The 25,775-nt window shown below is 71.9% G+C and carries 26 protein-coding genes; 8 read left to right on the top strand and 18 right to left on the bottom strand.

Features of this window, described 5'->3' with window-relative positions; genetic code table 11:
• Positions 1-23 precede the first annotated feature (23 nt).
• Positions 24-1,049: an ATP-dependent 6-phosphofructokinase gene (locus C4U44_RS06510; RefSeq protein ID WP_103884632.1), complete on the bottom strand. Its 1,026-nt coding sequence runs from the start codon at positions 1,047-1,049 to the stop codon at positions 24-26.
• A gap of 91 nt (positions 1,050-1,140) precedes the next feature.
• Positions 1,141-2,139 (bottom strand): 2-hydroxyacid dehydrogenase, encoded by a 999-nt coding sequence (locus tag C4U44_RS06505; protein ID WP_103884784.1) that lies wholly within the window; start codon positions 2,137-2,139, stop codon positions 1,141-1,143.
• Between the two features lie 287 nt (positions 2,140-2,426).
• On the opposite strand from C4U44_RS06505, the gene pta reads away from it, so the two are divergent.
• The 3 genes from pta (at position 2,427) to pyk (ending at position 7,149) form a co-directional block, all read left to right on the top strand.
• Entirely contained in the window at positions 2,427-4,508 is a 2,082-nt protein-coding gene (pta, locus tag C4U44_RS06500; protein ID WP_103884631.1) for a phosphate acetyltransferase, read from the top strand.
• Positions 4,505-5,656 carry an acetate kinase gene (locus tag C4U44_RS06495; RefSeq protein ID WP_103884630.1) on the top strand — a complete coding sequence of 384 codons (1,152 nt, stop codon included), beginning with the start codon at positions 4,505-4,507 and terminating at the stop codon, positions 5,654-5,656. Before pta ends, C4U44_RS06495 begins: the two co-directional genes overlap by 4 nt.
• A 74-nt stretch (positions 5,657-5,730) precedes the next feature.
• The gene (gene pyk / locus C4U44_RS06490; protein ID WP_103884629.1) at positions 5,731-7,149 is read left to right on the top strand and encodes a pyruvate kinase; all 1,419 of its coding nucleotides are present in this window, start codon (positions 5,731-5,733) and stop codon (positions 7,147-7,149) included.
• 124 nt (positions 7,150-7,273) lie between these two features.
• On the opposite strand, the gene C4U44_RS06485 is transcribed toward pyk, so the two are convergent.
• The 4 genes from C4U44_RS06485 to C4U44_RS06470 all read right to left on the bottom strand — a co-directional run bounded on the left by C4U44_RS06485 (position 7,274) and on the right by C4U44_RS06470 (position 11,531).
• Positions 7,274-8,575: a hydrogenase expression protein HypF gene (locus tag C4U44_RS06485; RefSeq protein ID WP_103884628.1), complete on the bottom strand. Its 1,302-nt coding sequence runs from the start codon at positions 8,573-8,575 to the stop codon at positions 7,274-7,276.
• Positions 8,565-9,179 carry a DUF6114 domain-containing protein gene (locus tag C4U44_RS06480; protein ID WP_103884627.1) on the bottom strand — a complete coding sequence of 205 codons (615 nt, stop codon included), beginning with the start codon at positions 9,177-9,179 and terminating at the stop codon, positions 8,565-8,567. The genes C4U44_RS06485 and C4U44_RS06480 overlap by 11 nt, the downstream gene beginning before the upstream one ends.
• Positions 9,180-9,294: 115 nt before the next feature.
• A complete protein-coding gene (locus C4U44_RS06475) occupies positions 9,295-9,942 on the bottom strand; it encodes a DUF6230 family protein (protein ID WP_103884626.1) in 648 nt (215 codons plus the stop codon).
• Between the two features lie 617 nt (positions 9,943-10,559).
• On the bottom strand, positions 10,560-11,531 hold the full coding sequence (locus C4U44_RS06470; RefSeq protein ID WP_103884625.1) for a tetratricopeptide repeat protein: 972 nt from the start codon (positions 11,529-11,531) through the stop codon (positions 10,560-10,562).
• 282 nt (positions 11,532-11,813) lie between these two features.
• On the opposite strand from C4U44_RS06470, the gene C4U44_RS06465 reads away from it, so the two are divergent.
• Positions 11,814-12,446, top strand: coding sequence for a TetR/AcrR family transcriptional regulator (locus C4U44_RS06465; RefSeq protein WP_235031836.1), 633 nt, complete (start codon positions 11,814-11,816; stop codon positions 12,444-12,446).
• Between the two features lie 25 nt (positions 12,447-12,471).
• On the opposite strand, the gene C4U44_RS06460 is transcribed toward C4U44_RS06465, so the two are convergent.
• From C4U44_RS06460 to C4U44_RS06420, 9 genes are all read right to left on the bottom strand, one after another.
• Positions 12,472-12,648, bottom strand: coding sequence for a DUF397 domain-containing protein (locus C4U44_RS06460; RefSeq protein ID WP_235031835.1), 177 nt, complete (start codon positions 12,646-12,648; stop codon positions 12,472-12,474).
• A 122-nt stretch (positions 12,649-12,770) separates the two neighbouring features.
• The gene (locus C4U44_RS06455) at positions 12,771-14,471 is read right to left on the bottom strand and encodes an acyl-CoA mutase large subunit family protein (RefSeq protein WP_103884623.1); all 1,701 of its coding nucleotides are present in this window, start codon (positions 14,469-14,471) and stop codon (positions 12,771-12,773) included.
• Between the two features lie 136 nt (positions 14,472-14,607).
• Complete coding sequence (locus C4U44_RS06450) at positions 14,608-14,952, bottom strand: DUF3817 domain-containing protein (protein ID WP_103884622.1); 345 nt, start codon at positions 14,950-14,952, stop codon at positions 14,608-14,610.
• An 88-nt stretch (positions 14,953-15,040) separates the two neighbouring features.
• Positions 15,041-15,550: a MarR family winged helix-turn-helix transcriptional regulator gene (locus C4U44_RS06445; RefSeq protein WP_103884621.1), complete on the bottom strand. Its 510-nt coding sequence runs from the start codon at positions 15,548-15,550 to the stop codon at positions 15,041-15,043.
• Positions 15,551-15,692: 142 nt separating this feature from the next.
• The gene (locus C4U44_RS06440; protein WP_103884620.1) at positions 15,693-16,175 is read right to left on the bottom strand and encodes a MarR family winged helix-turn-helix transcriptional regulator; all 483 of its coding nucleotides are present in this window, start codon (positions 16,173-16,175) and stop codon (positions 15,693-15,695) included.
• 151 nt (positions 16,176-16,326) lie between these two features.
• Positions 16,327-17,046 carry an AIM24 family protein gene (locus C4U44_RS06435; protein ID WP_103884619.1) on the bottom strand — a complete coding sequence of 240 codons (720 nt, stop codon included), beginning with the start codon at positions 17,044-17,046 and terminating at the stop codon, positions 16,327-16,329.
• The gene (locus C4U44_RS06430; protein WP_103884618.1) at positions 17,043-17,726 is read right to left on the bottom strand and encodes an AIM24 family protein; all 684 of its coding nucleotides are present in this window, start codon (positions 17,724-17,726) and stop codon (positions 17,043-17,045) included. The genes C4U44_RS06435 and C4U44_RS06430 overlap by 4 nt, the downstream gene beginning before the upstream one ends.
• A complete protein-coding gene (locus tag C4U44_RS06425) occupies positions 17,726-18,364 on the bottom strand; it encodes an AIM24 family protein (RefSeq protein ID WP_103884617.1) in 639 nt (212 codons plus the stop codon). Before C4U44_RS06425 ends, C4U44_RS06430 begins: the two co-directional genes overlap by 1 nt.
• A 3-nt stretch (positions 18,365-18,367) precedes the next feature.
• The gene (locus tag C4U44_RS06420) at positions 18,368-19,225 is read right to left on the bottom strand and encodes a DUF2127 domain-containing protein (RefSeq protein ID WP_103884616.1); all 858 of its coding nucleotides are present in this window, start codon (positions 19,223-19,225) and stop codon (positions 18,368-18,370) included.
• A 240-nt stretch (positions 19,226-19,465) separates the two neighbouring features.
• Here C4U44_RS06420 and C4U44_RS06415 point away from each other — a divergent pair, with 240 nt between their 5' ends.
• Together C4U44_RS06415 and C4U44_RS06410 are read left to right on the top strand one after the other, a co-directional pair.
• Positions 19,466-19,843: a DUF3817 domain-containing protein gene (locus tag C4U44_RS06415; RefSeq protein ID WP_103884615.1), complete on the top strand. Its 378-nt coding sequence runs from the start codon at positions 19,466-19,468 to the stop codon at positions 19,841-19,843.
• Complete coding sequence (locus C4U44_RS06410; RefSeq protein ID WP_103884614.1) at positions 19,840-20,133, top strand: MTH1187 family thiamine-binding protein; 294 nt, start codon at positions 19,840-19,842, stop codon at positions 20,131-20,133. Before C4U44_RS06415 ends, C4U44_RS06410 begins: the two co-directional genes overlap by 4 nt.
• A 49-nt stretch (positions 20,134-20,182) precedes the next feature.
• On the opposite strand, the gene C4U44_RS06405 is transcribed toward C4U44_RS06410, so the two are convergent.
• Positions 20,183-21,166: an ArsR/SmtB family transcription factor gene (locus tag C4U44_RS06405; RefSeq protein ID WP_103884613.1), complete on the bottom strand. Its 984-nt coding sequence runs from the start codon at positions 21,164-21,166 to the stop codon at positions 20,183-20,185.
• 70 nt (positions 21,167-21,236) lie between these two features.
• On the opposite strand from C4U44_RS06405, the gene C4U44_RS06400 reads away from it, so the two are divergent.
• The gene (locus tag C4U44_RS06400; protein ID WP_107503974.1) at positions 21,237-22,553 is read left to right on the top strand and encodes an MFS transporter; all 1,317 of its coding nucleotides are present in this window, start codon (positions 21,237-21,239) and stop codon (positions 22,551-22,553) included.
• Between the two features lie 88 nt (positions 22,554-22,641).
• Here the strand turns inward: C4U44_RS06400 and meaB are convergent, their stop codons facing one another.
• Positions 22,642-23,598: a methylmalonyl Co-A mutase-associated GTPase MeaB gene (gene meaB, locus C4U44_RS06395; RefSeq protein ID WP_103884783.1), complete on the bottom strand. Its 957-nt coding sequence runs from the start codon at positions 23,596-23,598 to the stop codon at positions 22,642-22,644.
• Positions 23,599-23,797: 199 nt separating this feature from the next.
• Positions 23,798-25,009, bottom strand: a complete 1,212-nt coding sequence (locus C4U44_RS06390) for an acetyl-CoA C-acetyltransferase (RefSeq protein WP_103884611.1) — start codon at positions 25,007-25,009, stop codon at positions 23,798-23,800.
• A 138-nt stretch (positions 25,010-25,147) separates the two neighbouring features.
• Between C4U44_RS06390 and mce the strand changes: the two genes are divergently transcribed.
• On the top strand, positions 25,148-25,597 hold the full coding sequence (gene mce, locus C4U44_RS06385; RefSeq protein WP_103884782.1) for a methylmalonyl-CoA epimerase: 450 nt from the start codon (positions 25,148-25,150) through the stop codon (positions 25,595-25,597).
• Positions 25,598-25,775 lie beyond the last annotated feature (178 nt).

Below are 25,775 nucleotides of genomic sequence, written 5' to 3'. Positions count from 1 at the left end.
CAGAATGCCGCTCCGGAGATGTCTCAGTAGACCGATTCGGCCTCTTCCATCCGGTCCTCGGGGACGGTCTTGAGGTGGGTGATGGCGTCCGCGAGCGGGACCATGGCGATCCGCGTGCCGTGCAGGGCGGTCATGTGGCCGAAGGAACCGGCATGCGCCGCCTCCACCGCGTGCCAGCCGAAACGGGTGGCCAGCACCCGGTCGTAGGGGGTGGGGACGCCGCCGCGCTGGATGTGGCCGAGGATGACCGGGCGGGCCTCCTTGCCCAGCCGCGCCTCCAGCTCGCGGGCGAGGGTGGTGCCGATGCCGGTGAAGCGCTCGTGGCCGAACTTGTCGATCGCGCCGACGCCGTAGTCCATCGTGTCCTTGGCCGGGTGCGCGCCCTCCGCGACGCAGACCACCGCGAACTTCTTGCCGCGGGCGAAGCGCTTCTGGACCATGTCCACCAGGTCGGCCGGGTCGAAGGGCCGCTCCGGCACGCAGATGCCGTGCGCGCCGCTGGCCATGCCGGCCTCCAGCGCGATCCAGCCTGCGTGCCGGCCCATGACCTCCACCACCATGACCCGCTGGTGCGACTCCGCGGTGGTCTGCAGCCGGTCGATCGCCTCGGAGGCGACGGTGACCGCGGTGTCGAAGCCGAAGGTGCGGTCGGTGCCGTTGATGTCGTTGTCGATCGTCTTGGGCACCCCCACCACCGGCATCCCTGCGTCGGAGAGCATCCGGGCTGCGGTCAGGGTGCCCTCGCCGCCGATCGGGATCAGTACGTCGATGCCGTACTGGGCGCAGAGCTCGTCGGCGTTGTCGGCGGCCTCGCGCAGCCGGGCCCGCTCCAGCCGGGCCGAGCCCAGGATGGTGCCGCCGCGCGCCAGGATGCCGCTGACGGAGTTGAGGTCGAGTTCGCGGAAGCGGCCCTCCAGCAGGCCGACGAAGCCGTCCTCGAAACCGATGACCTCGTCCGTGTGGCCGGTCAGCGCGCGGTGCACGACCGACCGGATGACGGCGTTGAGGCCGGGGCAGTCGCCGCCGGCGGTGAGCACTCCGATGCGCATGGGCGATCTCTCCAGGAGATACGGGTAGCGGTTCGCGTGGCGCGTGCGGGTCCGCGCCGCCCGGCGGACCGGGCGGACCGGGCCCCCGGCGTCACGGGGACTTCGGGATCAGCGTGCACTCCGTGATCCGCCCGACGAGGTAGTCGTCCACATTGCGGACGGTCGCCGCGACGATCTCCTCCACCGCGTCCACCGTGAAGTACGCCTGGTGCGAGGTGATCAGCACGTGGGTGAAGGTCATCAGCCGCGCCAGGGTGTCGTCGGTCATCACCTCCAGCGACTTGTCGTAGAAGAAGACACCGGCCTCCTCCTCGTAGACGTCGAGCCCCACCCCGCCGAGCCGGCCCTCGCGCAGCGTGTCCACCAGCGCGTCGGAGTCGATCAGCGCGCCGCGGCTCGTGTTGATCACGATCGCGTCGTCCTTGAGCTCGGCCAGCCGCCGGGCACCCAGCAGGTGGTGGGTGGAGGGCATCAGCGGCACGTGCAGGCTGACCAGGTCGGACTCGCGCAGCAGCCGGTCCAGCTCGACGTACTCCATCCCCATCTCCTCGCACTGCGGGCTGACCGCGATGTCCCAGCCGAGCAGCCGCATGCCGAAGCCGCGGGCGATGGCGGCGAACGCCGAGCCGATCCGCCCGGTGCCGATCACCCCGGCGGTACGGCCGTGGAAGTCGCGGCCGAGCAGCCCGTCCAGCCGGAAGTCGAAGTCGCGGGTCCGCGAGGAGGCCCGCACGATCCGGCGGTTGAGCGCCATCGCCAGCGTCCACGCGAACTCCGCGACCGCGTACGGGGAGTAGCCGGCCACCCGCGCCACCGTCAGGCCCAGCCGCTCGGCGTGCGCGAGGTCGATGTTGTTGTACCCGGTGGAACGCTGGGTGATCAGCCGGGTGCCGCCGCGCACCAGCGTCTCCAGGGCAGGGGCGTCCAGGACCGCGTTGACGCTGGTCGACACCGCTTCGTAGCCCGCGGCGAGCGGGAGGGTGTCGGCGGTCAGGGTGGTCTCCAGGCAGCGGACCTGGTGCCGCGGCGCGAAGGCGCGCTCCAGCAGGGGCCGCTCGTCGCGCTGCACTCCGGTGGCCAATACCTCCATGGCACCGCCCTCCATCTCCGCTCCCCCTCACCCTACGTGTACCGTCCGCCGGACCCGGGGTATCCCTCGGAGCGCGCCCACCCGGCCGGCCGAACGCCCCGATGCACCGATCGTCCTCCGACGCGCCCCCCGCATGCCCCGCCCTCGTCGGGCATTCGCCCGGTCGGGGCGTTAGCGTCGGATGTGGGTACGCACGCACGTACGCACCTTCACCCGCGGGTCGGGGCCGGCCCGCGCACGGGCACGGCAGACCCGCGGCCCGGGGACGGCAGAAACGGAGTACAGGGGTGACGCGCAGCGTCTATGTCACGGGCATCGGCCGTGGCGACGGCCGCCAGGTCGTGGAGCTCGGCATCATGGAGTTGCTCACCCGGCAGGTCGACCGGGTCGGGATCTACCGTCCGCTGGTCCACGACGCGCCCGACCGGATCTTCGAGTTGCTGCGCAGCCGCTACCGGCTCGACCAGGACCCGGCGACGGTCTTCGGCATGGGCTACCCCGAGGCGGCCGCGCTCCAGGCCGACGAGGGCCAGGCGGCGCTGACCGCGCGGCTGGTCGAGGGCTACCTGCGGGTCGCCGCGAGCTACGAGACGGTACTGATCCTCGGCTCGGACTTCGCCGAGACCAACCTGCCCGCCGAGCTGGGGGTGAACGCCCGGCTGGCCAACGAGTGCGGGGCGTCGGTGCTGGCGGTGATCGGCGGCCGCAACCAGAGCGCGGAGTCGGTGGCCGCCGAGGTCCGCAACGCCCACCACGCCTACACCAACCTCGGTTGCGACGTGATCGCGATGGTCGCCAACCGGGTGGACCCGGCGCAGCTCGACGCGGCGACCGAGCAGTTGCGGCGCAGCCTGCCGGTGCCGGTGTACGCGCTGCCGGACGAGCCCGCGCTGGCGGCCCCGACGGTCCGGCAGATCGTGGAGACCCTGGACGCGGAGGTGCTGCTCGGCGACGACGCCGGACTGGCCAGGGACGCGCTGGACTTCGTCTTCGGCGGCGCGATGCTGCCGACGTTCCTGCCGGCGCTGACCCCCGGGTGCGTGGTGGTCACCCCGGGCGACCGCGCCGACCTGATCATAGGGGCGCTGGCCGCCCACTCGGCCGGCTCGCCGTCGATCGCGGGCGTGCTGCTCACGCTGGACGAGAAGCCCGGCCCCGACATCCTGGCGCTGGCCGGGCGACTGGCGCCGGGCACGCCGGTGGTGGCGGTGCCGACCGGCTCGTTCCTCACCGCGACCGAACTCTTCGGCCTGGAGGGCAAGCTGGCGGCGGGCACTCCGCGCAAGACGGAGACCGCGCTCGGCCTGTTCGAGACGCACGTGGACACCGCCGAGCTGACCGAGCGGCTGTCGGTGGCGCGGTCCGCCCGGGTCACCCCGATGATGTTCGAGCACGCGCTGCTGGAGCGGGCCAGGTCCCGCAAGCGGCGGATCGTGCTGCCGGAGGGCGGCGAGGAACGCATCCTGCGGGCCGCGGAGGTGCTGCTGCGCCGCGGCGTGTGCGACCTGACGCTGCTCGGCGAGGAGGACGCGGTCCGCAAGAAGGCCGGCGACCTCGGCGTGGGCCTGGACGACCCGGCCCTGCAGATCATCGACCCGCACACCTCGCCGCTGCGGGATCGTTTCGCCGCCCTGTACGCCAAGCTCCGCGCGCACAAGGGCGTCAGCTACGAGCTGGCGTACGACATGGTCGCCGACGTGTCGTACTTCGGCACGATGATGGTGCAGGAGGGCCTGGCCGACGGCATGGTGTCGGGCGCGGTGCACTCCACGGCCGCCACGATCCGGCCCGCCTTCGAGATCATCAAGACCCGGCCGGGCGCGGCCATCGTCTCCTCGGTGTTCTTCATGTGCCTGGCCGACAAGGTGCTGGTCTACGGCGACTGCGCGGTGAACCCGGACCCGGACGCCGAGCAGCTCGCGGACATCGCCATCCAGGCGGCGGCCACCGCGGCGCGCTTCGACGTGCAGCCGAGGGTGGCGATGCTGTCGTACTCCACCGGCACCTCCGGCTCGGGCGCCGACGTCGACAAGGTGCGGGCCGCCACCGACCTGGTCCGCGCACACCAGCCCGACCTGCTGGTCGAGGGGCCGATCCAGTACGACGCGGCGGTCTCCCCGGTGGTCGCCGCCACCAAGCTGCCGGGGTCCGCGGTGGCCGGCCAGGCCACGGTGCTGATCTTCCCCGACCTCAACACCGGCAACAACACCTACAAGGCCGTCCAGCGCTCGGCCGGCGCGGTCGCGGTCGGCCCGGTCCTGCAGGGCCTGCGCAAGCCGGTGAACGACCTGTCCCGGGGCGCGCTCGTGCAGGACATCGTCAACACGGTCGCGATCACCGCGATCCAGGCCCAGGGGGACCTCAGGTGACCACCGCGACCCGCGTACTCGTGCTCAACTCCGGCTCCTCGTCGGTGAAGTACCAGCTGGTGGACATGGCCGACGGCACCCGGCTCGCGTCCGGCCTCGTGGAGCGGATCGGCGAGGAGGGCGGCGTCGCCGACCACGCGGAGGCGCTGCGGCAGGTCGCCCGCGACCTCACCGGCAAGGGCCTCGGCCTGGACTCGCCCGAACTGGCGGCGGTGGGGCACCGGGTGGTGCACGGCGGCACCCGGTTCACCGAGCCGACGCTGATCACCGACGAGGTGGTCGCCGAGATCGAGGAGCTGGTGCCGCTCGCCCCGCTGCACAACCCCGCGAACATCACCGGCATCAAGGTCGCCCGGGAACTGCGCCCCGACCTGCCGCAGGTGGCGGTCTTCGACACCGCCTTCCACGCCACCCTCCCGGAGGCCGCGGCCCGCTACGCGATCGACGCCGCCACCGCCGACCGGTACGGCATCCGCCGCTACGGCTTCCACGGCACCTCGCACGCGTACGTCTCCCGGGCCACCGCCGCGCTGCTCGGCAAGGAGCCCGCCGACGTCAACGTGATCGTGCTGCACCTGGGCAACGGCGCCTCGGCCTCCGCCGTCCAGGGCGGGGTGTGCGTGGACACCTCGATGGGTCTGACCCCGCTGGAGGGCCTGGTGATGGGCACCCGCTCCGGCGACATCGACCCGGGGGTGGTCTTCCACCTGGAGCGGGTCGGCGGCCTGAGCGCCGACGAGATCGACACCCTGCTCAACAAGCGCTCCGGGCTGCTGGGCCTGTGCGGCGCCAACGACATGCGGGAGATCGGCCGCCGGATGGGCGAGGGCGACGCGGATGCCCGGCTGGCGTTCGACGTGTACGTGCACCGGTTGCGCCGCTACATCGGCGCGTTCACCGCCGTGCTGGGCCGGGTGGACGCGATCGCCTTCACCGCGGGCGTCGGGGAGAACTCCGCCTCGGTGCGCGCGGCTGCCGTACGGGACCTGGAGGCGCTGGGCATCGAGCTGGACCCGGTGCACAACGCGGTGCGCGCCTCGGGCGCCCGGCTGGTCTCGGCCGCCTCCAGCCGGGTGGCGGTCGCGGTGGTCCCCACCGACGAGGAGTGGGAGATCGCCCGGGATACTTATCGGCTGGCAGGCGGTTGAGCGACTCCGTCCACCGGCACAGCCCCGTAGTCCCAGATTATTCCGGAGCGGAACAAACCGATAGGATAGCGCCCATGCGCCGAGCCAAGATCGTCTGCACCCTGGGTCCCGCCGTCGACTCGTACGACCAGCTGAAAACGCTGGTCGACGCCGGTATGAACGTGGCCCGTCTCAACTTCAGCCACGGCAGCCACGCCGAGCACGAGAGCCGCTTCCAGCGCGTGCGCAAGGTCGCCGAGGAGACCGGCCGCGCGGTCGGCATCCTCGCCGACCTCCAGGGGCCGAAGATCCGTCTGGGCAAGTTCGCCGACGGACCGGTGGAGCTGGTGGCGGGCGACGAGTTCACCATCACCACCGAGGAGGTGGCCGGGGACCGGACGATCTGCGGCACCACCTACAAGGGCCTGCCCGGCGACGTCTCGCAGGGCGACCCGATCCTGATCAACGACGGCAACGTGGCCCTGCGGGTCATCGAGGTCGAGGGCGCCCGGGTCCGCTCGCTGGTCGTCGAGGGCGGCGTGATCTCCGACCACAAGGGGATCAACCTGCCCGGCGCGTCGGTGAACGTGCCGGCACTGTCCGAGAAGGACATCGAGGACCTGCGGTTCGCGCTGCGGATGGGCGTCGACATGGTCGCGCTGTCCTTCGTCCGGGATGCCAAGGACGTGCGCGACGTGCACCGGGTGATGGACGAGGAGGGCCGCCGGGTCCCGGTCATCGCCAAGGTGGAGAAGCCGCAGGCGGTGGAGAACATGGAGGACGTCGTCATGGCGTTCGACGCCGTGATGGTCGCCCGCGGCGACCTCGCGGTGGAGTACCCGCTGGAGCGGGTGCCCGTGGTGCAGAAGCGGCTGATCGAGCTGTGCCGCCGCAACGCCAAGCCGGTGATCGTGGCGACCCAGATGATGGAGTCGATGATCACCAACTCCCGGCCGACCCGCGCCGAGGCGTCCGACGTGGCCAACGCCATCCTGGACGGCGCCGACGCGGTGATGCTCTCGGCCGAGTCCTCGGTCGGCAAGTACCCGATCGAGACGGTCAAGACGATGGCCCGGATCGTGGAGGCGGCCGAGGCGGAGCTGCTGTGCCTGGGCCTGCAGCCGCTGGCGCCGGGCAAGAAGCCCCGCACCCAGGGCGGTGCGGTGGCCCGCGCGGCGGCCGAGCTGGCCGACTTCCTCGACGCCCGCACCCTGGTGGCCTTCACCAAGTCCGGTGACACCGCCCGCCGGCTGGCCCGCTACCGGGTGCCCGAGCCGGTGGTCGCCTTCACCACCGACCCCGCCACCCGCAACCAGCTCGCGCTCACCTGGGGCGTCGAGACGTTCGTGGTCGAGCACGTCGGCAACACCGACGCGATGGTGGAGCTGGTCGACCGCGAGATGCTGAAGCTGTCGGAGTACGCCAAGGGCGACACCGTCATCATCACGGCCGGCTCCCCGCCCGGCGTCCCCGGCACCACCAACCTGGTCCGGGTGCACCACCTCGGGGACTGACGGCTCGACCGGCGCGACGACCAGCGGCCACGTACCCCTGTGGGAGGGGGTACGTGGCCGCTTCGTGTCGCCGTGCCCGCGCGGCGGTTCGCACCTCCCGCGCGGGCGGCGGTCACCAGGGCGTCTAGGGCTGGCCGGGCAGCACCTGCATGCCGGGGATGTGCAGGTTCCCGCCGAACTGGCCGGCGTTGATGACGGTGACGTTGGTGAAGAACAGCTCCGGCAGGGTCAGCGGCGGCGGGGCCTTCGGCGTGAAGGTGATCGGCACCAGGCCGAGGAGGTTGCCGCTGAGCGACTCGGTGTAGAGGGTCGTGGTGCCACCGGTGATGGTGGACGTGGAGCCCTTGGCCGCCTTGACCTCGGTGTGGCCCTTGCCGTTCGGGCCCACCACGAACTGGTCCAGGTCACCGATGTCGATGCCGGTGGTGGTGAACTTCAGGACGTCCTTGATCTCACCGCTGGCGGTCTTCACCTGGACGATGCCGTCGTACTTCAGGCCGTGCAGGGTCAGGATGCTGCTCTTCAGCGTCCAGGGCTGGTCGGGCAGGAGCGGGATACCCGGCTCCAGCTTGGCGTCGTCCAGCGCCTTGGCATCGTACGTCGGGCACGGATAGCCGTTCGCGAGATCGCCGCTGTCCGCCGTTGTGGAGGGCGACGGTGTGGCCGAGGGCTTCGGGGTCGCGGTGGCGTCCGACAGCGCCTTGGTGGCCTTCTTGACGTCGTCCGTGGCGCCCTTGACCGCGTCGCCTGCCGCCTTGCCGGCCTCCTTGACCGCCGAGTCGCCCGAACTGCTCGGCGTCGGCGTGGGCTTGGGCGAGGACGTGGTCGGCGTCGGGGTGGGGCTCGCCGAGGTGGGCGAAGGCGTCGGGGAGGAGTTGCCGCCTCCGCCGAGCAGGTCGCCCAGCAGGTTGCCGAGGCCCAGCGGGTCCAGCGGGTTGACCGACTTGGTCGGGCTGGGGGTCGGCGTCGGGGCGGTGGTGGCCGTGGACTTGGGCGCCTTGGCCGTGTCGCCCGAGGACGGGCTGGCCGACGGGTCGGGCGTGTCCTCGCCCTGCGGGCTGGCCGACGGCGTCGGCGTGTCCTTCGCGTCCTTCGTGGACGTGCTGCCCTTGTCGGTCTTCTTCTTCGCGTCCTTGTCGGCCTTCTTGGCGTCCGTCGCGCTCGGGGACGGCGTGTCGGGCTGGGCGACACACGCGCCGGGGGCCAGCGACGAGGTGTTCTTGGGCTCGTCGGCCTGCGCGAGGTGCGGGGTCAGGCCCATGCCCATCAGCACCGCGGTGGGCATGGCGGCGAGCGCCACCGCCTTCCCGGCGGGGACATGCAGCTTGGTCAGCAGCGACTTGCGCGGAGCCGCGTGGCGCGGCCCCGAGGTCGCCCTGACACGTGGCCCGTCGCTCGTGGCCGGCTGAGCGTCGTCACCCAGCACGGTGCCTCCCGTTCTCCTTGGTGGTCTCTTCGTCGGGACGGCCGCCGGCGAGCGCCGGCTCCTCGGGACGTGCCCGGTCGTCGCCCCGGTCCTGCGCCGGCAGGAACAGCCCGCCGGGGCGGGTGGCCGCCGGGGTGTCCTGGTCCTCGCCCGCCGGGGCCGGGTCGCCGTCCGGCAACTCGGCCTTCTCGCCCGGGTCGTCGGTCGCCGGGACGCCGGGCGCCCAGGACACCGCGAGCGCTCCGCCCAGCAGCGCGAGCAGGAAGCCGATCACGAAGCCGCCGACGTTGGACTTCGGCAGCGACACCAGCGCGAGCAGGATCGACGCGACACCGGCGAAGATCCGTACGGCGGCCTGGAACCACATGGTCAGGCCCAGCGTGAACAGCAGGACGCCGATGATCAGCGAGGCGGACCCGGTGGAGGTGGACATCCGCACGGTCAGCTGGCCGAGCGTGAGGTCCGCGTACGGGAAGTACGCGATGGGCACGCCGGACAGAAGAGTCAGCAATCCTGCCCAGAACGGGCGTTGCCACCTCCAGTGGCGGAACGCCAGACGTCCGTAGCGGAACCGGGCACGCAGTCCTGTCGACTCGGCGCTCATCGAAAACAGCTCCCTGGGACTGGCTTGTGCGATGGGGATCAATGCGGTGGCCGGGGCGAGCCGCGTCGGGCGCGGCTCGCCCGTGACCACTCAGGCGCGGCTTTCGCCGGGTCGCCTAGTAGCACTCGACTCCGGAGCCGGAGCCCTTCTTCACGCTCATGCTCAGGCCGGCGAGCTTGAAGGTGCCGGCGCTGGTCGCCCAAGCGGTCTGGTTGACGTTCTTCAGGACGGCCGACTTGGCCTCCTGCGCGAACGACGAGGCGCCACCGTGGTCCTCGTCCTTCGCGACCGAGGGCTCGGGCACCGCGTAGGACGGGTCCGTGTCGCCGGCCGCGACACCGATGTTGATGTCGTAGAAGGTCGCATCCGCATTGAGCTGGTTCAGGTCGATGTAGAGATTGCTCGCCTGGACCTTCTTGCCGTTGTTGCCGGCGGTGAGCCGCAGCGTCACGTCGCCGATGATCGGCGCGGGGACGACCACCGACTGGCACAGGCCGGTGATGGTGGCCGACTTGAACGCCGAGACGGCGACCGGGACGGCCCCCTTCTTGCCGTGCTGCACGTCCACGTTGCCGTACTGCACGAACCCCCTGCCGTTCAGGGTGTCGGCGTGCACCTTGAACTCCTGGCCCGACACCGCGAAGGACGCGGCCAGCGCCCCCTGAGCCAGTGCCACGCCTATCGCGGCCGTGGCCGCGACACTCGGCACCATGACGACGGCGAACCGCCGCCATCTGGTACCGCCACGAACGAGCGACTCCATACTTCCTCCTTCTCGGACGTACATCTCCGGCCGGATCGTTCGGGCCCGGCCCGGGATGGGAGAAGTGCTACGTCCTCGGAAAGGAGAGCGCCGTGGTCGGCGGGGCCGTCCCTCCCAGGGGAGTCACGGACGGCGGTGTCCGAACGTCGGCGATCACCCCCGAGCGACAACCACTGGCCACGCTCTCGCGCAACCTTGCGGAACAGGCTCCATCCGGTTCCATCCGTGGACGGAGACCCCCCTGTTCCGGGGCGACGGCGATCACCGCGCACCCCGCTCGGCGGGGACCCGTCACCCTCGCACCGGCTGGCTGCCGGGCTGGAGTTACGGGACCGAGCTTGGCCGATCGTGGTCCATTCGGAGCCGGTGCACAAGGGGCATCGTTACCAGCGGGTAACGGCAGAGAGTCACCAACATGATCGCAACAGCCAGTAATGTGACGCTGAGTCACCGTGCGCCGAGAAAGCGAATGCGGCATCGGAGGACAACACCGCGCAAAAGGGGGTGGCCTTCCTACCGGAAGTAACAGCGGCCGCGCATTGTCACGGTTTGATAAAGTGCGGCCGCCTGCCGCTAAATCACTGAGTGCGTGCGGCCCCGGTGAGGCCGGCGCGACGTCAGAAGAGCACCCGGGCCAGCGCGGTGCGCGCCGCGGCGACGCGCGGGTCGTCCGGGCCGATGACCTCGAACAGCTCCAGCAGCCGCAACCGCACCCGGTCCCGGTCGTCTCCGGCGGTGATCCGCACGGTGTCCACCAGCCGGCTGAACGCGTCCTCGACGTGGCCGCCGACCAGGTCCAGGTCGGACGCGGCGAGCTGGGCGTCGATGTCGCCGGGCGCGGCGGCCGCCGCCTGCCGCACCAACTGCGGGTCGGCACCCTCCACCCGCTCCAGCAACTCCGCCTGGGCCAGGCCGAGTTTCGCCTCGGCGTTGGCGGGCTCGTCGGACAGGACGTTCTTGTACGCCTGGATGGCGCCGCCCAGGTCGCCGGCGTCCAGCGCCTCGTGGGCGGCGCTCAGCGCGAGTTCCTGCGGGGTGGCCGGGCGGGGCGGCTGTTCGGCCGGCTCCTCGGCGACGGCTCCCGGTTCGACCTCGGCCCCGACGATGCCGAACCGCTGCTCGGCGACCGCGATCACCTGGTCGAGCACCTCGGTGATCTGGTCCTCGGGCGCCGCGCCCTGGAAGAGCGGCATCGCCTGTCCGGCCAGCACCGCGAAGACCGCGGGCACGCCCTGGACGCCGAACTGCTGGAAGAGCATCTGGTTGGCGTAGACGTCGGCCGTGGCGAGGACGAAACGCCCCCGGTACTGGGCGGCCAGCCGCTCCAGCACCGTGTTGAGCTGCTTGCTCTGCTCGGCCTGATCGGCCCAGAAGCTGATGACGACCGGGACCTCGGCGGAGCGCTCCAGGACGTCGCTCTCAAAGGTCGCCTCGGTCACCTCGATGACGAGCGGGGAGGCGGGGGCGGCGTCCGGGCCGGCCTCCTGGCGCTGGGCCCGGGCCTGCTCGGCCTTCGCCTTGGCCTCTGTGGCCGCCTTCACCGCGGCGAGGTCGACCACGCCGCTCATGGACATGTTCCGTGGCTGCATGAGGCCAATCCTCCCCCTTCGCGGAGCAAAGCGTGCACAGACCCCGGGACCCGCCGGATTGCGGGCGCGGGGAGCGGTCCCCTCGCGACGGCGGAGCGCCGCGGTACGTGCTCGGTACGGAACCCCATCCGTACGGGTGTGGTCGTCGCGTCGGCGGGCCCGTACGGGCCGCGGTTTCGCTACGAGTCGTAGCGTAACTGCCGCAGGCCGGCCGCGTCCTGGCGGTTCCTGTGACAACGATCACTCGGTCCGCGCCGGCTACTGGCCGGTATGGTCCGCCCTATGCCCCCCACCCCCCCGGCCCGTTCCCGTAGACGCACCGGACGGCCCCGAAGCGCCGAGGCGGACCGCGCGATCCTGGACGCGACCCGTGCGGCACTGGTGGAGTTGGGCTTCGCCGGCCTGACCCTCGGCGACGTGGCGGCCCGCGCCGGCGTCGCGAAGACCACGCTCTACCGCCGCTGGGCGGGCAAGAACGAGCTGGTGGTGGACACGCTGGCGGCCCTGTTCGAGGAGCAGCTCGAACTGCCCGACCGCGGCAGCCTGCACGCCGACATCGAGGGCGTGGTGCTGCGCTTCGCCGGGCTGCTCGACCGCCCCGAGACCCGGACCGCTCTGATGGCGGTGGTCGCCGAGGCCGGCCACGACGAGGCGCTGCGGGACCGGATCCGGGAGGCGATCGTCGACCGGCAGAAGCACCTGGTGCTGCTCGGCCGGGCCCGGGCGCAACGGCGCGGCGAGATGCCCGGGGACGACGGCACCGCCGATCCGGCCCGGGACGACCTGATCTTCGACGTGGTGGCGGGCACGGTGCTGCACCGGGTGATGGTCAGCTCGGAGCCGGTCGACCGGGAGTGGGCCGACCGGCTGGCACGGCTGCTGGTGGGCGGCCTGACCGCGAACCCGGGCTGCTGAGCCGGCCGCCGGCGACCGGCTCCGGTCAGCCCGCGTCCGCCTCCGTCTCCACGCCCGCGACGAAGTGGTCGAACTCGCCCGCCTTGACGCCCTTCACGAATGCCTCCCACTTCGCGGGCGTGGTCACCGCCACCACCTCCGGCCGCTCTGTCTCGCGGATGTAGATCATCCCGTCGTCACCGACGGTCGCTTCGAGGGACACGACGTTCCTTCCTCGGAGAAACCGGTTGCGTGCCTACGAGATTACGGGCGTTGCCGCCCGTCTCCTCACGTGATCAACTCGGTTCGAGGAAAGGGGTGTTGGTCTGTTGGAGTGACGAAGGGTCAGAAACGGGCCGGCTCGGTGTAGGAACCCCACTCCTCGCGCAGCACTCCGCAGACCTCACCGAGCGTGGCCTCCGCCCGGATCGCGGTCAGCATCGGCTCGATCATGTTGGACCCGTCGCGGGCGGCGGCGAGCATCGCGTCGAGGGCGGCGCGCACCGCGGCGTCGTCCCGGGCCGCCTTCCGGTCGGCCAGCACCCGCACCTGCTCGCGCTCCACCTCGTGGCTGACCCGCAGGATCTCCAGGTCACCGGTGACCGAGCCGGTGTGGCAGTTGACGCCCACCACCTTCTTCTCGCCCTTCTCCAGGGCCTGCTGGTAGCGGAACGCGGACTCGGCGGTCTCCCCGGTGAAGTAGCCGTCCTCGATGCCGCGCAGGATGCCCGAGGTGATCGGGCCGACCGGGTGCTCGCCGCTGGGCACCGCCTTCGCCCCCAGCTGCCGGATCCGCTCGAAGATCCGCTCCGCGTCCGCCTCGATCCGGTCGGTCAGCGCCTCCACGTACCAGGAACCGCCGAGCGGGTCGGCCACGTTGGCCACGCCGGTCTCCTCCATCAGCACCTGCTGCGTGCGCAGCGCGATCTCGGCGGCCTGCTCGCTGGGCAGCGCCAGCGTCTCGTCCAGCGCGTTGGTGTGCAGCGAGTTGGTGCCGCCGAGCACGGCCGACAGCGCCTCCACCGCGGTGCGCACCACGTTGTTGTACGGCTGCTGGGCGGTGAGCGAGACGCCCGCGGTCTGGGTGTGGAAGCGCAGCCACTGCGCCTTCTCCGAGGTGGCGCCGTACTCGTCGCGCAGCCAGCGGGCCCAGATCCGGCGCGCGGCGCGGAACTTGGCGATCTCCTCGAAGAAGTCCAGGTGCGCGTCGAAGAAGAAGGACAGCCCGGGCGCGAAGGTGTTGACGTCCAGGCCGCGGGACAGGCCCAGCTCCACGTAGCCGAAGCCGTCCGCGAGGGTGAACGCCAGCTCCTGCGCGGCCGTCGACCCGGCCTCGCGGATGTGGTATCCGGAGACCGACAGCGGCTTGTACGCCGGAACCGCGCTCGCGCAGTGCTCCATCAGGTCGCCGATCAGCCGCAGGTGCGGGCCGGGGGCGAACAGCCACTCCTTCTGGGCGATGTACTCCTTGAAGATGTCGGTCTGCAGCGTCCCGTTGAGCACCCCGGGGTCGACGCCCTGGCGCTCGGCGGCGACCAGGTACATGCAGAAGACCGGGACGGCCGGGCCGGAGATCGTCATGGAGGTGGTCACGTCGCCCAGCGGGATGCCGCCGAAGAGGACCTCCATGTCGGCGGCGGAGTCGATCGCCACCCCGCAGTGGCCGACCTCGCCGAGCGAGCGGGGGTCGTCGGAGTCGCGGCCCATCAGGGTCGGCATGTCGAACGCGACGGAGAGCCCGCCGCCGCCCGCCTCCAGGATCATCTTGTAGCGCTCGTTGGTCTGCTCGGCGTTGCCGAAGCCGGCGAACTGCCGGATGGTCCAGGTACGGCCCCGGTAGCCGGTCGCGTACAGGCCGCGGGTGAAGGGGTACTCACCCGGCCAGCCGATGCGCTCGAAACCGGGCACGTCCGCGCCCGGCGGCGGCCCGTACACCGGCTGCACCGGGTCGCCGGAAAGGGTGGTGAAGTCGGCGTCCCGGGTGCGCGCGGAGTCGTAGCGCGCCTGCCAGCGCCGGCGGCCTGTCTCGATCTCGTTGGCGTCCATCCCCCAAATTTACTTGGACGTCCAACTAAATGTCGATGCGACGCGGCTCACCACCCGGGTGAATCGGCCCCGCACCTCCCTGACCTGCGGCGGAGCGGCCGGGTCAGGGAAAAAATGGTCGGAATTCAGGAAGCCGTCAGACCTTGACCGGCTCGGCGGCCTTCTCGGCGCGGACCACCTTCGGGCCGAGCTCGCGGGTGACGCGGCGCTCGACGAAGAAGGCGGCGGTCGGCACGGTGCCGGCCAGCAGCACCCAGGCCATCCGGCCGAGCGGCCACTTCGCCTTGGCGCACAGGTCGAAGGCGAAGATCAGGTACACCACGTAGAGCCAGCCGTGGGCGAAGCCGACGATGCCGGTAGCGGTGCTCGCGCCGTCGAGGTGGAGCACGTACTGGGCGATGACGCACAGGGTGAGCACGATCAGCAGCACACCCGTCACGTAGGCCATCACCCGGTAGCGGGTCAACACGCTGGATTTCATGGGACGAGCGTAAACCGCCCCGAAACTCCCCCCGACCCCGGGGCAGGGGCACCCGGGGACGGCCGGGGGGCACCCCCGGGGAGAGCCGTCACTCCGGCTGGAAGTCGCCGGCCGCTATCCGCAGCGGGCGCAGCAGCGCGAAGATCTCGCCGCACTCCTCCCGGTCGTAGACGCCGAGGCCGAAGTCCATCGCCATCAGGTCGCGGGTCGCGGACTCCACGATCTCGCGGCCCTTGGCGGTGATCGAGGCCAGCGTGCCACGGCCGTCGTTGGGGTTGGGGCGCTTGTCGACGAGGCCGGCGGTGACGAGCCGGTCGACGGTGTTGGTGACGGACGTGGGGTGCACCATCAGCCGCTCGCCGATCTTGGACATCGGCAGCTCGCCCTCCTTGGAGAAGGTGAGCAGCACCAGGGCCTCGTATCTGGCGAAGGTGAGGCCGTAGGGCTTGACGACCCCGTCGACCTGGCCGAGCAGGATCTGCTGCGCGCGCATGATCGAGGTGATGGCGGCCATCGAGGGCACGCCGCCCCAGTGCCGCGTCCACAGCTCGTCGGCGCGGGAGATGGGGTCGAAGGGCAGGCTCAACGGCTTTGGCACGGCCCCGAGCCTACCCGCCGGTCACATGCCGGGCACAGGCGTCCACTTTCTGGGCGGTTGCGCGGTCACGGGGCGGCAGGGCGGCCGGCAAAGCGCCGCGCGCCCCGGCTGTACGCCCTGCTGTACACCCTGGCGGCGCGTCCTAGCGGACGCGCTCGGCCCGCAGGTGCTCGGCGACCGGCTGGAGGGCCTGCCGGTAGGCGCAGAGCGCCTCAGGGGTGAGCAGGTCGATGAAGTGCGCCCGGACCGAGGCGACATGGCGGGGGGCGACCTGGCTCATGGTCTCCCAGCCCTGGTCGGTGAGGACCGCGTACAGGCCGCGGCGGTCGGACTCGCAGTCCTCCCGGCGAACCAGGCCGGAGCTCTCCATCCGGGTGATCTGGTGGGACAGCCGGCTCTTCGACTGGAGAGTGGACTTCGCCAGGTCGCTCATCCGCATCCGGCGCTCGGGCGCCTCGGAGAGGTTGACCAGGATCTCGTAGTCGTTGTTCGTCAGGCCGAACGGCTGGAGATCGCGCTCGAGTTGGTACATCAGCAGGCGGCTGACGTCCAGGTGGATCCGCCAGGCCCGCTGTTCGTCCTCGTTGAGCCAGGTGGTGACGTCGTCCGCGGTCTCGGTCTGCATAGGTACATGCTACCGGGAGTTGCACCCCCGACGGATCGCCAAGGTAGCCGTGTGGTCACCGTGCGGAACGATCCGGCGGGCGCGAGGTCACGGCCTCCGCCGGAACCCGGGGCGTGGGGCCCGATTCGGGGCGCGGGCCCGTACGGAGGTCCTACGTACCGGGCTCCGGGCCCGCCCCGGTGGCGCGTTCGGCCAGCACCGACTCGGTGGACTGGAGCAGCACCTGCCCGGCGCCGACGAACTCGTACTGGTGCTCCTCGCCGGACGCCCCGCCTATCCCCGTCATCGCCCGGACACCGCCGAGCACGCCGCGCAGGTACGCGTGGTCGTAGTGGTGGCAGGGCGAGGGGCAGTCGGCCCAGCCGACCAGCGCCTGCGGGTCGACCCGGATCGGCGGCTCCACGAAGTGCACGGCGCCGTTGGACGCGGCCACGAACGTGCCGGTGCCGATGAGGGTGAGGAAGCCCGGGATGATCGACTGCTTCAGCGACAGGCCCGGCTCGAAGGCGAGCAGGTTGCCCGAGCGGATGGTGAGGTTGCCGTCGTCGAGCCGGTAGGAGTTGATGTCGTACGACCGGTCGGCGAGCAGCATCTTGCCGCGCCCCTGGGCGACGACCCAGTCCGCGGCGTGCATCGGCGAGTGGAAGTTCTCGGCGATGAGGTGGTCCAGCCGGCCCGCGCCGATCCCCTGGAAGTCGACCTGCCCGTAGAAGGCGATCATCTTCCCCTTCTGCAGGAACCACTGCCCGTCCAGTTCCACGCTGAAGGCGTACGGGTTGACGTTGTCGTTCGACGGCAGCGTCCACGCGTCGTGGATCACCGGACCGGCCGGCGGCGTGGGCGGCGCGGACGGTGGGGGCGGATGGCTCACAGCTTCTCCTCCGACGCCTGCACGTACACCATCCCGTTGCCGGACAGCTCCAGTTGGAACGCCTCGCCCGAACCGCGGCCGACCATCTCCCGCCAGCCGAGCGCGGTGGTGAGCTTGTTGCGGACGTCGCCGCGGTGCGCGACGTACGCCTGCGGGTCGACGTGCACCGGGCCCCGCGGGCCGATCGGGAGTTCGATCACCCCGCCGTGCGCCATGAACGCGACCGCGCCCTTGCCCGCCAGGGTGGTGGTGAACAGGCCCTGGCCGGTGGCCTGACCGCGTATCACGCCCATCACCCCGCCCTGGGAGCCCATGAACATCGTGCCCTGCCGGAGCGAGCCCTCGAAGGCGAGCAGCCGGTCGGCCTCCACGTACAGCGTCTCGCCGGTGAGGTCGACGATGTGGATGTGGTGGCCGCCGTGGCCGAACATCACCGTGCCGGACGGGGTCTGTCCGGGGCCGCCGGGCCCGGCCGGCACGTCCACGGTCATCAGCGGCGTCGCCTCGTTGGCGACGCGGCGGCCGATCATCGACATCAGCCCGCCCTGGCCGCCGGTGATGCTGGGCGTGAAGGTCACCGGGCCGCGGTAGGCCAGCATCGCCCCGCGCTGGCTGAACACCCGCTGCCCCGGCGCGATCTGCGCCTCGATCATCTTGGAGTTGATCCGGGTGAAAGGCACTAGAGCTGACCCCCGACCGTGATGCGCTCGCTGGGCTGGACGTAGACCAGGCCGTCGCCCTCGAACCGGATCTGGAAGCTCTCGCCGGAGCCCTCGCCGACCAGGGTGCGCCAGCCCACCGCGGTCTGGAGCTGCTGCCGCAGGCCGCCGGTGTGCGCGACGTACGCGCCCGGGTCGACGACCAGCGGCGTCTGCGCGGTGACCCGCAGCACGATCGCGGGGCCGTCGGACAGGATCGCGGCCTGCCCGGTGCCCTCCACGGTGGTGGTGAACAGCCCGTTGCCCTGGGAGGCGCCGCGCAGCCCGGTGAAGGTGGTGCCGGTGCGCAGCGACGTCTCGGTGACGAGCAGGTTGGAGGCCTCGACGAACAGCTTCTCGCCGTCGAGCCGGACCAGGTTGATCTCGGTGGCGCGGTCGGCGAAGTAGCAGGTGCCGTGGCCCTTGACCTCCATCACGGCCATCGCCTCACCGGTGATGCGGCGGGTCATCAGGCCGCGCAGGCCCTCGCCGCCGCCGGTCATCTTCTTGAACGTCATCTCGCCGTCGTAGGCGACCATCGCGCCGTTCTTCGCCCTGACCGCGTCCCCGGCGAGGTCGACGGCGAGCACGCGGGTGCCCTGCAGCCTGAGAAACGCCATGGATCACACGGTATCGGCCGATGAGCGGCGCCGGACCGGAAGCGGGGCTTTGGTGCCGCCCTGACCACCGGCGGCGCCCGCGGCGGGAGTGTCGTCGCCGTCCGCGACGCCCGCCGCGGCCTCGACCTCCAGCAGCGACTCCCCGCGCCGCGCCGCCTCGAACGCGGCGTGGCCGCCGCGGATTCCGAACAGCCGCTTGCCGATGAGGATGTAGAGGACGGCGACGACGTTCAGCGCGAGGGTGCCGACCTTGAACGCGCTCATCTTCTCGGTCAGTTCGTAGACCTCGATGGGCAGGAACGCCGCCGTGGCCACGACCGCGAGGTACTCCGCCCAGCGCTTGCCGAACCACAGCCCGACGCCCTCGACCGTCTCGATCAGCGCGTAGCCCAGCAGGCCGCCGGCCACCACGTGCAGGGTCGACTTCTTGTAGTCGAAGGTCTTCTGGATGGTGTCGACGACCGGCGAGTGGTCCAGGTCGTAGCCGAAGTGGTTCGCGACCGGGCGGAAGACGGTGAGGTCGTCCTCGAAGAGCTTGCGCACCGCGTCCTGGGAGTTGGAGAACTTCCACACCGCCCAGGCGGCCAGGATCACCAGCACCCCGCGCAGCACCCGCTCGACGGCGAGGAAGCGCAGGATGAACAGGTCGCGCAGCGCCCGGCCGCGCGGCACCAGCGGGGCGTTGCCGGCCGGTCCCGAGCCGTGCGGCTCGCCGAGCACGAAGTCCCCGCAGCGCAGGCAGCGCCACACCGGACCGACCGCGGTGCTCGCCCGGAGCCGCTCGCGCAGCCCCGGCTCGTCGGGCGCGTAGGTGATGTGGCCCTTGCTGGCGCAGTGCCTGCGGTCCCAGTCTCTGCTCATCGCTGTCGGTCCCCGTGGGTGGTGGTGGCGCGGAATCGGAAGGTGCTGCGCCGCGGCGGCGCCGTACGCGAGCGGCGGTACGTGGAAGGGGACGTTATCCCCCGGCGGGCGGTTGCCGACCCCCGGCGCCGGTCATCGATACGGTCCGGTGATAATGGGGAGGAGTTTGTGATCGTCTTCACAAGAGGGTCGCACACGACCGCCCGACCACCGTACGACCGTTCCGACAGCGAGGTTCCCGTGGAACTCAAGACCGCCGCCGCCCTGCGCAGGCTGCGCCTGATCTCCGCCCCGGAGGCGGCCTCCTTCCTGATCCTGCTGGTGTGCGTGGTGCTGAAGAGCACCACGGACTTCAACGCGGTGCCCGTGATGGGCATGGTGCACGGCATCCTCTTCATCATCTATGTGCTCTTCTGGGCCGACGCCTGGAACCGGGCGCGCTGGCCGCTCGGCCGCTCGGTGCTGTACCTGGTGCTGTCGGTGCTGCCCACCGGCGGCTTCTTCGCGGAGCGGATGCTGGCGCGCGAGTGCGAGGCCGCGGTCGCGGCGGCACGGGCGGCCCAGGAGCAGGCCGAGAGCGGCTCCGGCGCGGACGCGCAGGCGGTGACCTCCGCATGATCGTCGCCTTCTCCGTGACCCCGCTCGGCGTCGGCGAGGACGTCGGGGAGTACGTCGCGGACGCCGTGCGGGTGGTCCGCGCGTCCGGGCTGCCGAACCGCACCGACGCGATGTTCACCTCGATCGAGGGCGAGTGGGACGAGGTGATGGACGTCGTCCGCCGCGCGGTGGCCGCCGTCGAGGCGCGCGCGCCGCGGGTCTCCCTGGTGCTCAAGGCGGACATCCGGCCGTCGGTGACGGACGGGCTGACCTCGAAGGTCGAGACGGTCGAGCGGTTCCTGGCGCCCTGAGCAGCGGCCGGCCGGGCGTACCCGCGCGGAGCCGGAGCAGTCCGCAGGATCAGAGCAGGCCGCCGGTCGCCATCGCGATGCCCAGCGGGGTGCGCTCGTAGAGGACCTGGTGGCCGTAGCGGCGGGACCTGAGCAGTCCCGCGTCGCGCAGCACCGAGAGGTGGGCGGAGATCGACGACATCGCCATCTCGTGCCGGTGGGCGAGGGCCGTGGTGGTGGTCGGCGCGTCGAGGCCGGTGAGTATCGCGGCCCGGTTGGCGCCCAGCAGCCGCACCAGCGCGGTGGACGCCGCCGGTTCCGGCCGGGCCCACAGGCCGCCAACGCCGCGGGCCGGGTAGACGACGGTCGGCTGCCACGGCGGGTCGAACGCGCTGGCCGCCCCGGGCCAGAAGAAGACGCTGGGCACCAGCACCAGCCCGCCCGGCTGCGGCACCCCCGCCTGCGGCGGGCCGCCGATCGTCAGGGCGCCCTCCGACCAGCTGAGCAGCGGGTGCAACCCGGTGAACAGCCGCTGCATGCCGCCGTCGGCGAGCCGCCGCGCGTGGTAGGCGACATCCGCCTCCAGCACCGCGCGCAACCGCGGCCAGTGCGGCGCGAGCAGCGCGGACCAGACGTGTTCGTAACTCCCGGCCAGCTGCCGCACGGTGCCGGCCGGGTCGGCGAGCATGGCCCGGCCGCGGCGGGTGTGCTCCGCGCCCGGCGTCTGGGTCAGCGCCTCGGCGATCTGCTCGCGGGCGAGCTCCGGATCGGTGCCGCGGATCGCTGCGGTCTCGTCCTCCAGCGCGGCCAACGGCACCGTCGGGGTGGGGTGGAGGAAGTCGGGGCCGTGCCCGCTCTCCGGAGCGAGCAGCCAGAACGCGGTCAGGTCCAGGCCCGCGGCGGCCGCTCGCGCCTGGCGCAGCCACTGGAGGTGATAGCCGTGCCGGTCCGGCCGGGAGAGGGTCCGGATCGCCCCTTGCGTCTCCCGGAGCGGAGAGATGGCAAAGCGGCAGCGCAGGAGTTCTTCGGCCGCAAATCGCATGCGAAACGACATCACACCCCCCAAGATTCGGCACCAGCCGAAACACTACGACGGGTGGGGCCAGTGCCACCAGTGTGATGTCATGACAACGGACAGCGAGCACCCACCTCGCAGGGAGAACGCCTCCTCGCAGGCCGGCTCGGACGATTCTCCCCGCACCCCTGGGGAGAAGACGAAGAGGGCCGGGTACGGCGCGGTGTTCGCGGTCCGTGAGTTCCGGGCGATATTCGCCGCCCATGTCCTGTCGATGCTCGGCACCGTCTTCTGCGAAGTCGCCCTGGCCGTACTGGTCTACGGCGAGACCGGCTCCGCGCTGCTGACCGCGCTGGTCTTCGCGCTCACCACCCTGCCGTACGCGCTGAGCGGGCTGTTGCTGTCCGGCATCGCCGACCACGCCCCCGCCCGGCAGGTGTTGGTCGCCTGCGACCTGCTGTCGGCGGCGTGCGTCGCCCTGATGGTGATCCCAGGCATGCCGATCGCCGCGCTCCTCGCCCTGCGGGTGTGCGTCTCCATGATCTCGCCGCTGTTCACGGGGACCCGGGGAGCGAGCCTGACGGACATCCTGGAGGGCGACCTCTACGTGCTGGGCCGCTCGCTGATCGGGATCGTCAACCAGTCCTCGCAGATCCTCGGCTTCGGCGTGGCCGGCCTGGTGGTCGCCTGGCTCACGCCGCGGGAGACCCTCTACGTCACCGTCACCACCTTCCTCTGCTCGGCGACGCTGCTGCGGTTCGGCACCGTGCACCGCCCCGCGCGGGTGACGCGGGGGGCGGCCCTGCTGCGCGAGTCACTGGCGGCGAGCGGCCGGATGATGGCGCACCCGCGGATCAGGGCGCTGCTGCTGATGTGGTGGGTGCCGCCGATGTTCTTCGGGATCGCCGAGGGGGTCGCGGTGCCGTTCGCGGCGGCGGCCGGCGCCGGATCGGTCGGCTACGGCATCTTCCTGGCCGCGATGCCCGCCGGCACCGTCGCCAGCCAGGTCGCCGCCGGATCGCTGCTCAGCCCCGAGACCAGGGACCGGATCACGCTGCCGCTGGCGGCCGTCTCGCTGCTGCCGATGGCCGCGTTCCTCGCCCACCCCTCGCTGTCCGTCTCGGTGGGCCTGCTGGTCGCCACCGGCCTGTGCGGCGGCTACGCGCTCGGCATGGACCGCTGGTTCGTGCAGGCGGTCCCGGTGGAGATGCGCGGCCGCGCCATGACGCTGCTCGGCACCGGTTTGATGACGCTTCAGGGCATCGGCATGACGGCCGGCGGCGCCGTGGCCGAGGTGGTCCCGCCGTACGTGGTCATCTGCGGCGGCGGCATGGTCGGCACCGTCAGCGTGCTCGCGGTGCTCAGGACGGTGCGCAAGACCGGTATGGCGACGGGCGCGGCCGCTCCGGAGGGCGGCCTGGCGTAGCGGGACCGCCAACCGGCGTGGGCGGCAAGTTCGTTGCGCCCTCCCCAGGCCCTCGCTCCCCCGCCCCCTCGCGCCGAGGCGTCGTCCGCTACGCCTCGGCGGTCACCCCGGCGACCAGCTCGTCCGCCGCCGCGTACGGGTCCAGCGCGCCGGCGGCGACCTTCCCGGCGAGGGCGGACAGCCGGCTGTCGCCGTGCAGGGTGCCGATCCGGCGGCGCAGCGCGGTCAGCGCGATGTTCTCGATCTCGCCCGCCGCGCGGGCGCGGCGCCGCTCCGCGAGGACACCGTGCTCCTCCATCCAGCCGCGGTGCTTGTCGAGGGCGTCGAGCAGTTCGTCGACGCCCTCGCCCCGCGCGGCGACCGTCTTGACGATCGGGGGCCGCCAGTCGCCGGCCGCGCGCGCCTCGCCGAGGCCCAGCATGTGGTTCAGCTCGCGGGCGGTGGCCTCGGCGCCGTCGCGGTCGGCCTTGTTGACCACGTAGACGTCGCCGATCTCCAGGATGCCCGCCTTCGCGGCCTGGATGCCGTCGCCCATGCCCGGGGCGAGCAGCACCACGGAGGTGTCGGCCTGCGCGGCGATCTCCACCTCGGACTGCCCGACGCCGACGGTCTCCACCAGCACCACGTCGCACCCCGCGGCGTCGAGCACCCGGATGGCCTGCGGGGCTGCCCAGGCCAGCCCGCCCAGGTGGCCGCGGGTGGCCATCGAGCGGATGTAGACGCCCGGGTCGGAGGCGTGCTCCGACATCCGGACCCGGTCGCCGAGCAGGGCCCCGCCGGAGAACGGCGAGGACGGGTCGACGGCCAGCACGCCGACCCGGCGGCCGGCCCGGCGCAGCGCCGTGACCAGCGCCGAGGTCGTGGTGGACTTGCCGACGCCGGGCGAGCCGGTCAGCCCGACGACATAGGCCCCGCCGGTCAGCGGCGCCAGCGCGGCCATCACCTCGCGCAACTGCGGGGAGGCCCCCTCCACGAGCGAGATCAGCCGCGCCACCGCGCGCGGCCGTCCTTCCCGCGCCTGCTCCACGAGCGCGCCGACGTCCAGCGCCCTGCGCGGGCCGGCTCCCCTCCGGCCCGCGGCGCCCGGTCCGGAGGTTTCCGGACCGGCCGTCGCCGACCGGTCCTGCTCGCTCGCCGTCGCCCTGCCCTCGGCGGGGGCACTCCCATCGCTCACTGCGCGTGTTCTCCCTTTCGACACCGGCCCGCCCGTCGGGCTCGCCCGCCCGCGGGCACCCTCCGCCTGATCAGTTGCCCGGCACCCGGACGATCAGGGCGTCGCCCTGGCCGCCGCCGCCGCACAGCGCGGCCGCTCCGGTACCGCCGCCGCGCCGCTTCAGCTCCAGGGCGAGGTGCAGCACGATACGGGCGCCGGACATGCCGATGGGGTGACCGAGGGCGATCGCGCCGCCGTTGACGTTCACCTTTTCCGGTGTCACGCCGAGGTCCTTCATGGACTGGACGGCGACCGCGGCGAACGCCTCGTTGATCTCGATGAGGTCGAGGTCGGCGACGGTCAGCCCGGCCTTGCGCAGCGCGTCGTTGATCGCGTTCGACGGCTGGGACTGGAGGGAGTTGTCGGGGCCGGCCACATTGCCGTGCGCGCCGATCTCGGCGATCCAGGACAGGCCCAGCTCCTCCGCCTTGGCGCGGCTCATGACGACGACCGCGGCGGCCCCGTCGGAGATCTGCGAGGAGGTGCCGGCGGTGATGGTGCCGGCGCCGGTCGCGTCGGGGAAGGCGGGCCGCAGCCGGCCCAGGGACTCCACGGTGGTGTCCGGGCGGATGCCCTCGTCCTGCGCGAAGACCACCGGGTCGCCCTTGCGCTGCGGGATCTCCACGGGGGTGATCTCGGCGTCGAACAGGCCGTTCTTGCGGGCGGCGGCGGCCCGCTGGTGCGACAGCGCGCCGAACTCGTCCTGCGGGGCGCGCTCGATGCCGAGCCGGGTGTTGTGCCGCTCGGTGGACGCGCCCATCGCGATCTCGTCGTACGCGTCGGTCAGCCCGTCGTGCGCCATGGAGTCGAGCAGCTCGATCGCGCCGTACTTGTGGCCCGCGCGGGAGTCGGGCAGCAGGTGGGGGGCGTTGGTCATCGACTCCTGGCCGCCGGCCACCACGACGTCGAACTCCCCGGCCCGGATCAGCTGGTCGGCGAGCGCGATCGCGTCGAGGCCGGACAGGCACACCTTGTTCACCGTGAGCGCCGGGACGTTCATCGGGATGCCGGCCTTGACGGCCGCCTGCCGGGCCGGGATCTGCCCGGCGCCGGCCTGGAGCACCTGCCCCATGATCACGTACTGCACCTGGTCGCCGGTGACGCCGGACCGCTCCAGCGCGGCCTTGATGGCGAAACCGCCCAGGTCGGCGCCGGAGAACGACCGCAGGCTGCCGAGCAGCCGCCCCATCGGGGTGCGGGCGCCGGCGACGATCACGGAGGTGCGGGCTTCCTGACTTGTCATGGTGCGGCCCCTTCGGCTGAAGAGAGGTTAACGAGGGTTAGCCTTCAATGTACTGACCGGTAGAGACAGGGTCACGAGGCAGAACGTGTGATGGCGCGCACGTTGCGTGATCAGCCGTCCATGCGGTGCACTGTGTACATGCTGACTCGCATCGACCACATCGGGATCGCCTGCTTCGACCTCGACGCGACCGTCGAGTTCTACCGTGCCACGTACGGCTTCGAGGTGGAGCACAGCGAGGTGAACGAGGAACAGGGCGTCCGCGAGGCCATGCTGCGGATCAGCGGCACCGACGACGGCGGCGCCTCCTACCTCCAACTGCTGGAAGCCACCCGGGAGGACTCCGCGGTGGGCAAGTGGCTGGCGAAGAACGGCGAGGGCGTGCACCACATCGCCTTCGGCACCGGCGATGTCGACACCGACTCCGCCGACATCCGGGGCAAGGGAGTGCGGGTGCTGTACGACGAGCCCCGCCGCGGCACCTCGGGCTCACGGATCACCTTCCTTCACCCGAAGGACTGCCACGGGGTGCTCACCGAGCTGGTCACCTCCGCCCCCGGCGCCCACTCCGCCGGCGAGGAGGCGTAGCTTCGCGGCGGCGGCGATCCGGCCCGGAACCGCCGAACCGGCCCGAGACCACTGACCCAACCCCGGTGCCGCCCGGTAGAGTGACCGGGGCCGACCGGGGTGGGCGGCCGGGAGCACGCTCCTGGGTACGCTCCCGCTCCGCGACGTTGATCTGACACCATTCTTCGTACAGCTCTGT

This window comes from Actinacidiphila yanglinensis, from assembly GCF_900107965.1.
GTDB classification, from domain to species: Bacteria; Actinomycetota; Actinomycetes; order Streptomycetales; family Streptomycetaceae; genus Actinacidiphila; species Actinacidiphila yanglinensis.
Note: the sequence above shows the minus strand (reverse complement) of the source record. Positions and strands in the feature narration are given on the sequence as shown.

Excerpts from the sequence above, each read along its gene's own strand:
- C4U44_RS06510 (WP_103884632.1), bottom strand. The coding sequence starts at position 1,049 with ATGCGCATCGGAGTGCTCACCGCCGGCGGCGACTGCCCCGGCCTCAAC.
- C4U44_RS06505 (WP_103884784.1), bottom strand. The coding sequence starts at position 2,139 with ATGGAGGTATTGGCCACCGGAGTGCAGCGCGACGAGCGGCCCCTGCTG.
- pyk (WP_103884629.1), top strand. The coding sequence starts at position 5,731 with ATGCGCCGAGCCAAGATCGTCTGCACCCTGGGTCCCGCCGTCGACTCG.
- C4U44_RS06480 (WP_103884627.1), bottom strand. The coding sequence starts at position 9,179 with ATGAGCGCCGAGTCGACAGGACTGCGTGCCCGGTTCCGCTACGGACGT.
- C4U44_RS06475 (WP_103884626.1), bottom strand. The coding sequence starts at position 9,942 with ATGGAGTCGCTCGTTCGTGGCGGTACCAGATGGCGGCGGTTCGCCGTC.
- C4U44_RS06470 (WP_103884625.1), bottom strand. The coding sequence starts at position 11,531 with ATGCAGCCACGGAACATGTCCATGAGCGGCGTGGTCGACCTCGCCGCG.
- C4U44_RS06465 (WP_235031836.1), top strand. The coding sequence starts at position 11,814 with ATGCCCCCCACCCCCCCGGCCCGTTCCCGTAGACGCACCGGACGGCCC.
- C4U44_RS06455 (WP_103884623.1), bottom strand. The coding sequence starts at position 14,471 with ATGGACGCCAACGAGATCGAGACAGGCCGCCGGCGCTGGCAGGCGCGC.
- C4U44_RS06450 (WP_103884622.1), bottom strand. The coding sequence starts at position 14,952 with ATGAAATCCAGCGTGTTGACCCGCTACCGGGTGATGGCCTACGTGACG.
- C4U44_RS06440 (WP_103884620.1), bottom strand. The coding sequence starts at position 16,175 with ATGCAGACCGAGACCGCGGACGACGTCACCACCTGGCTCAACGAGGAC.
- C4U44_RS06425 (WP_103884617.1), bottom strand. The coding sequence starts at position 18,364 with ATGGCGTTTCTCAGGCTGCAGGGCACCCGCGTGCTCGCCGTCGACCTC.
- C4U44_RS06420 (WP_103884616.1), bottom strand. The coding sequence starts at position 19,225 with ATGAGCAGAGACTGGGACCGCAGGCACTGCGCCAGCAAGGGCCACATC.
- C4U44_RS06410 (WP_103884614.1), top strand. The coding sequence starts at position 19,840 with ATGATCGTCGCCTTCTCCGTGACCCCGCTCGGCGTCGGCGAGGACGTC.
- C4U44_RS06405 (WP_103884613.1), bottom strand. The coding sequence starts at position 21,166 with ATGTCGTTTCGCATGCGATTTGCGGCCGAAGAACTCCTGCGCTGCCGC.
- C4U44_RS06400 (WP_107503974.1), top strand. The coding sequence starts at position 21,237 with ATGACAACGGACAGCGAGCACCCACCTCGCAGGGAGAACGCCTCCTCG.
- C4U44_RS06390 (WP_103884611.1), bottom strand. The coding sequence starts at position 25,009 with ATGACAAGTCAGGAAGCCCGCACCTCCGTGATCGTCGCCGGCGCCCGC.
- mce (WP_103884782.1), top strand. The coding sequence starts at position 25,148 with ATGCTGACTCGCATCGACCACATCGGGATCGCCTGCTTCGACCTCGAC.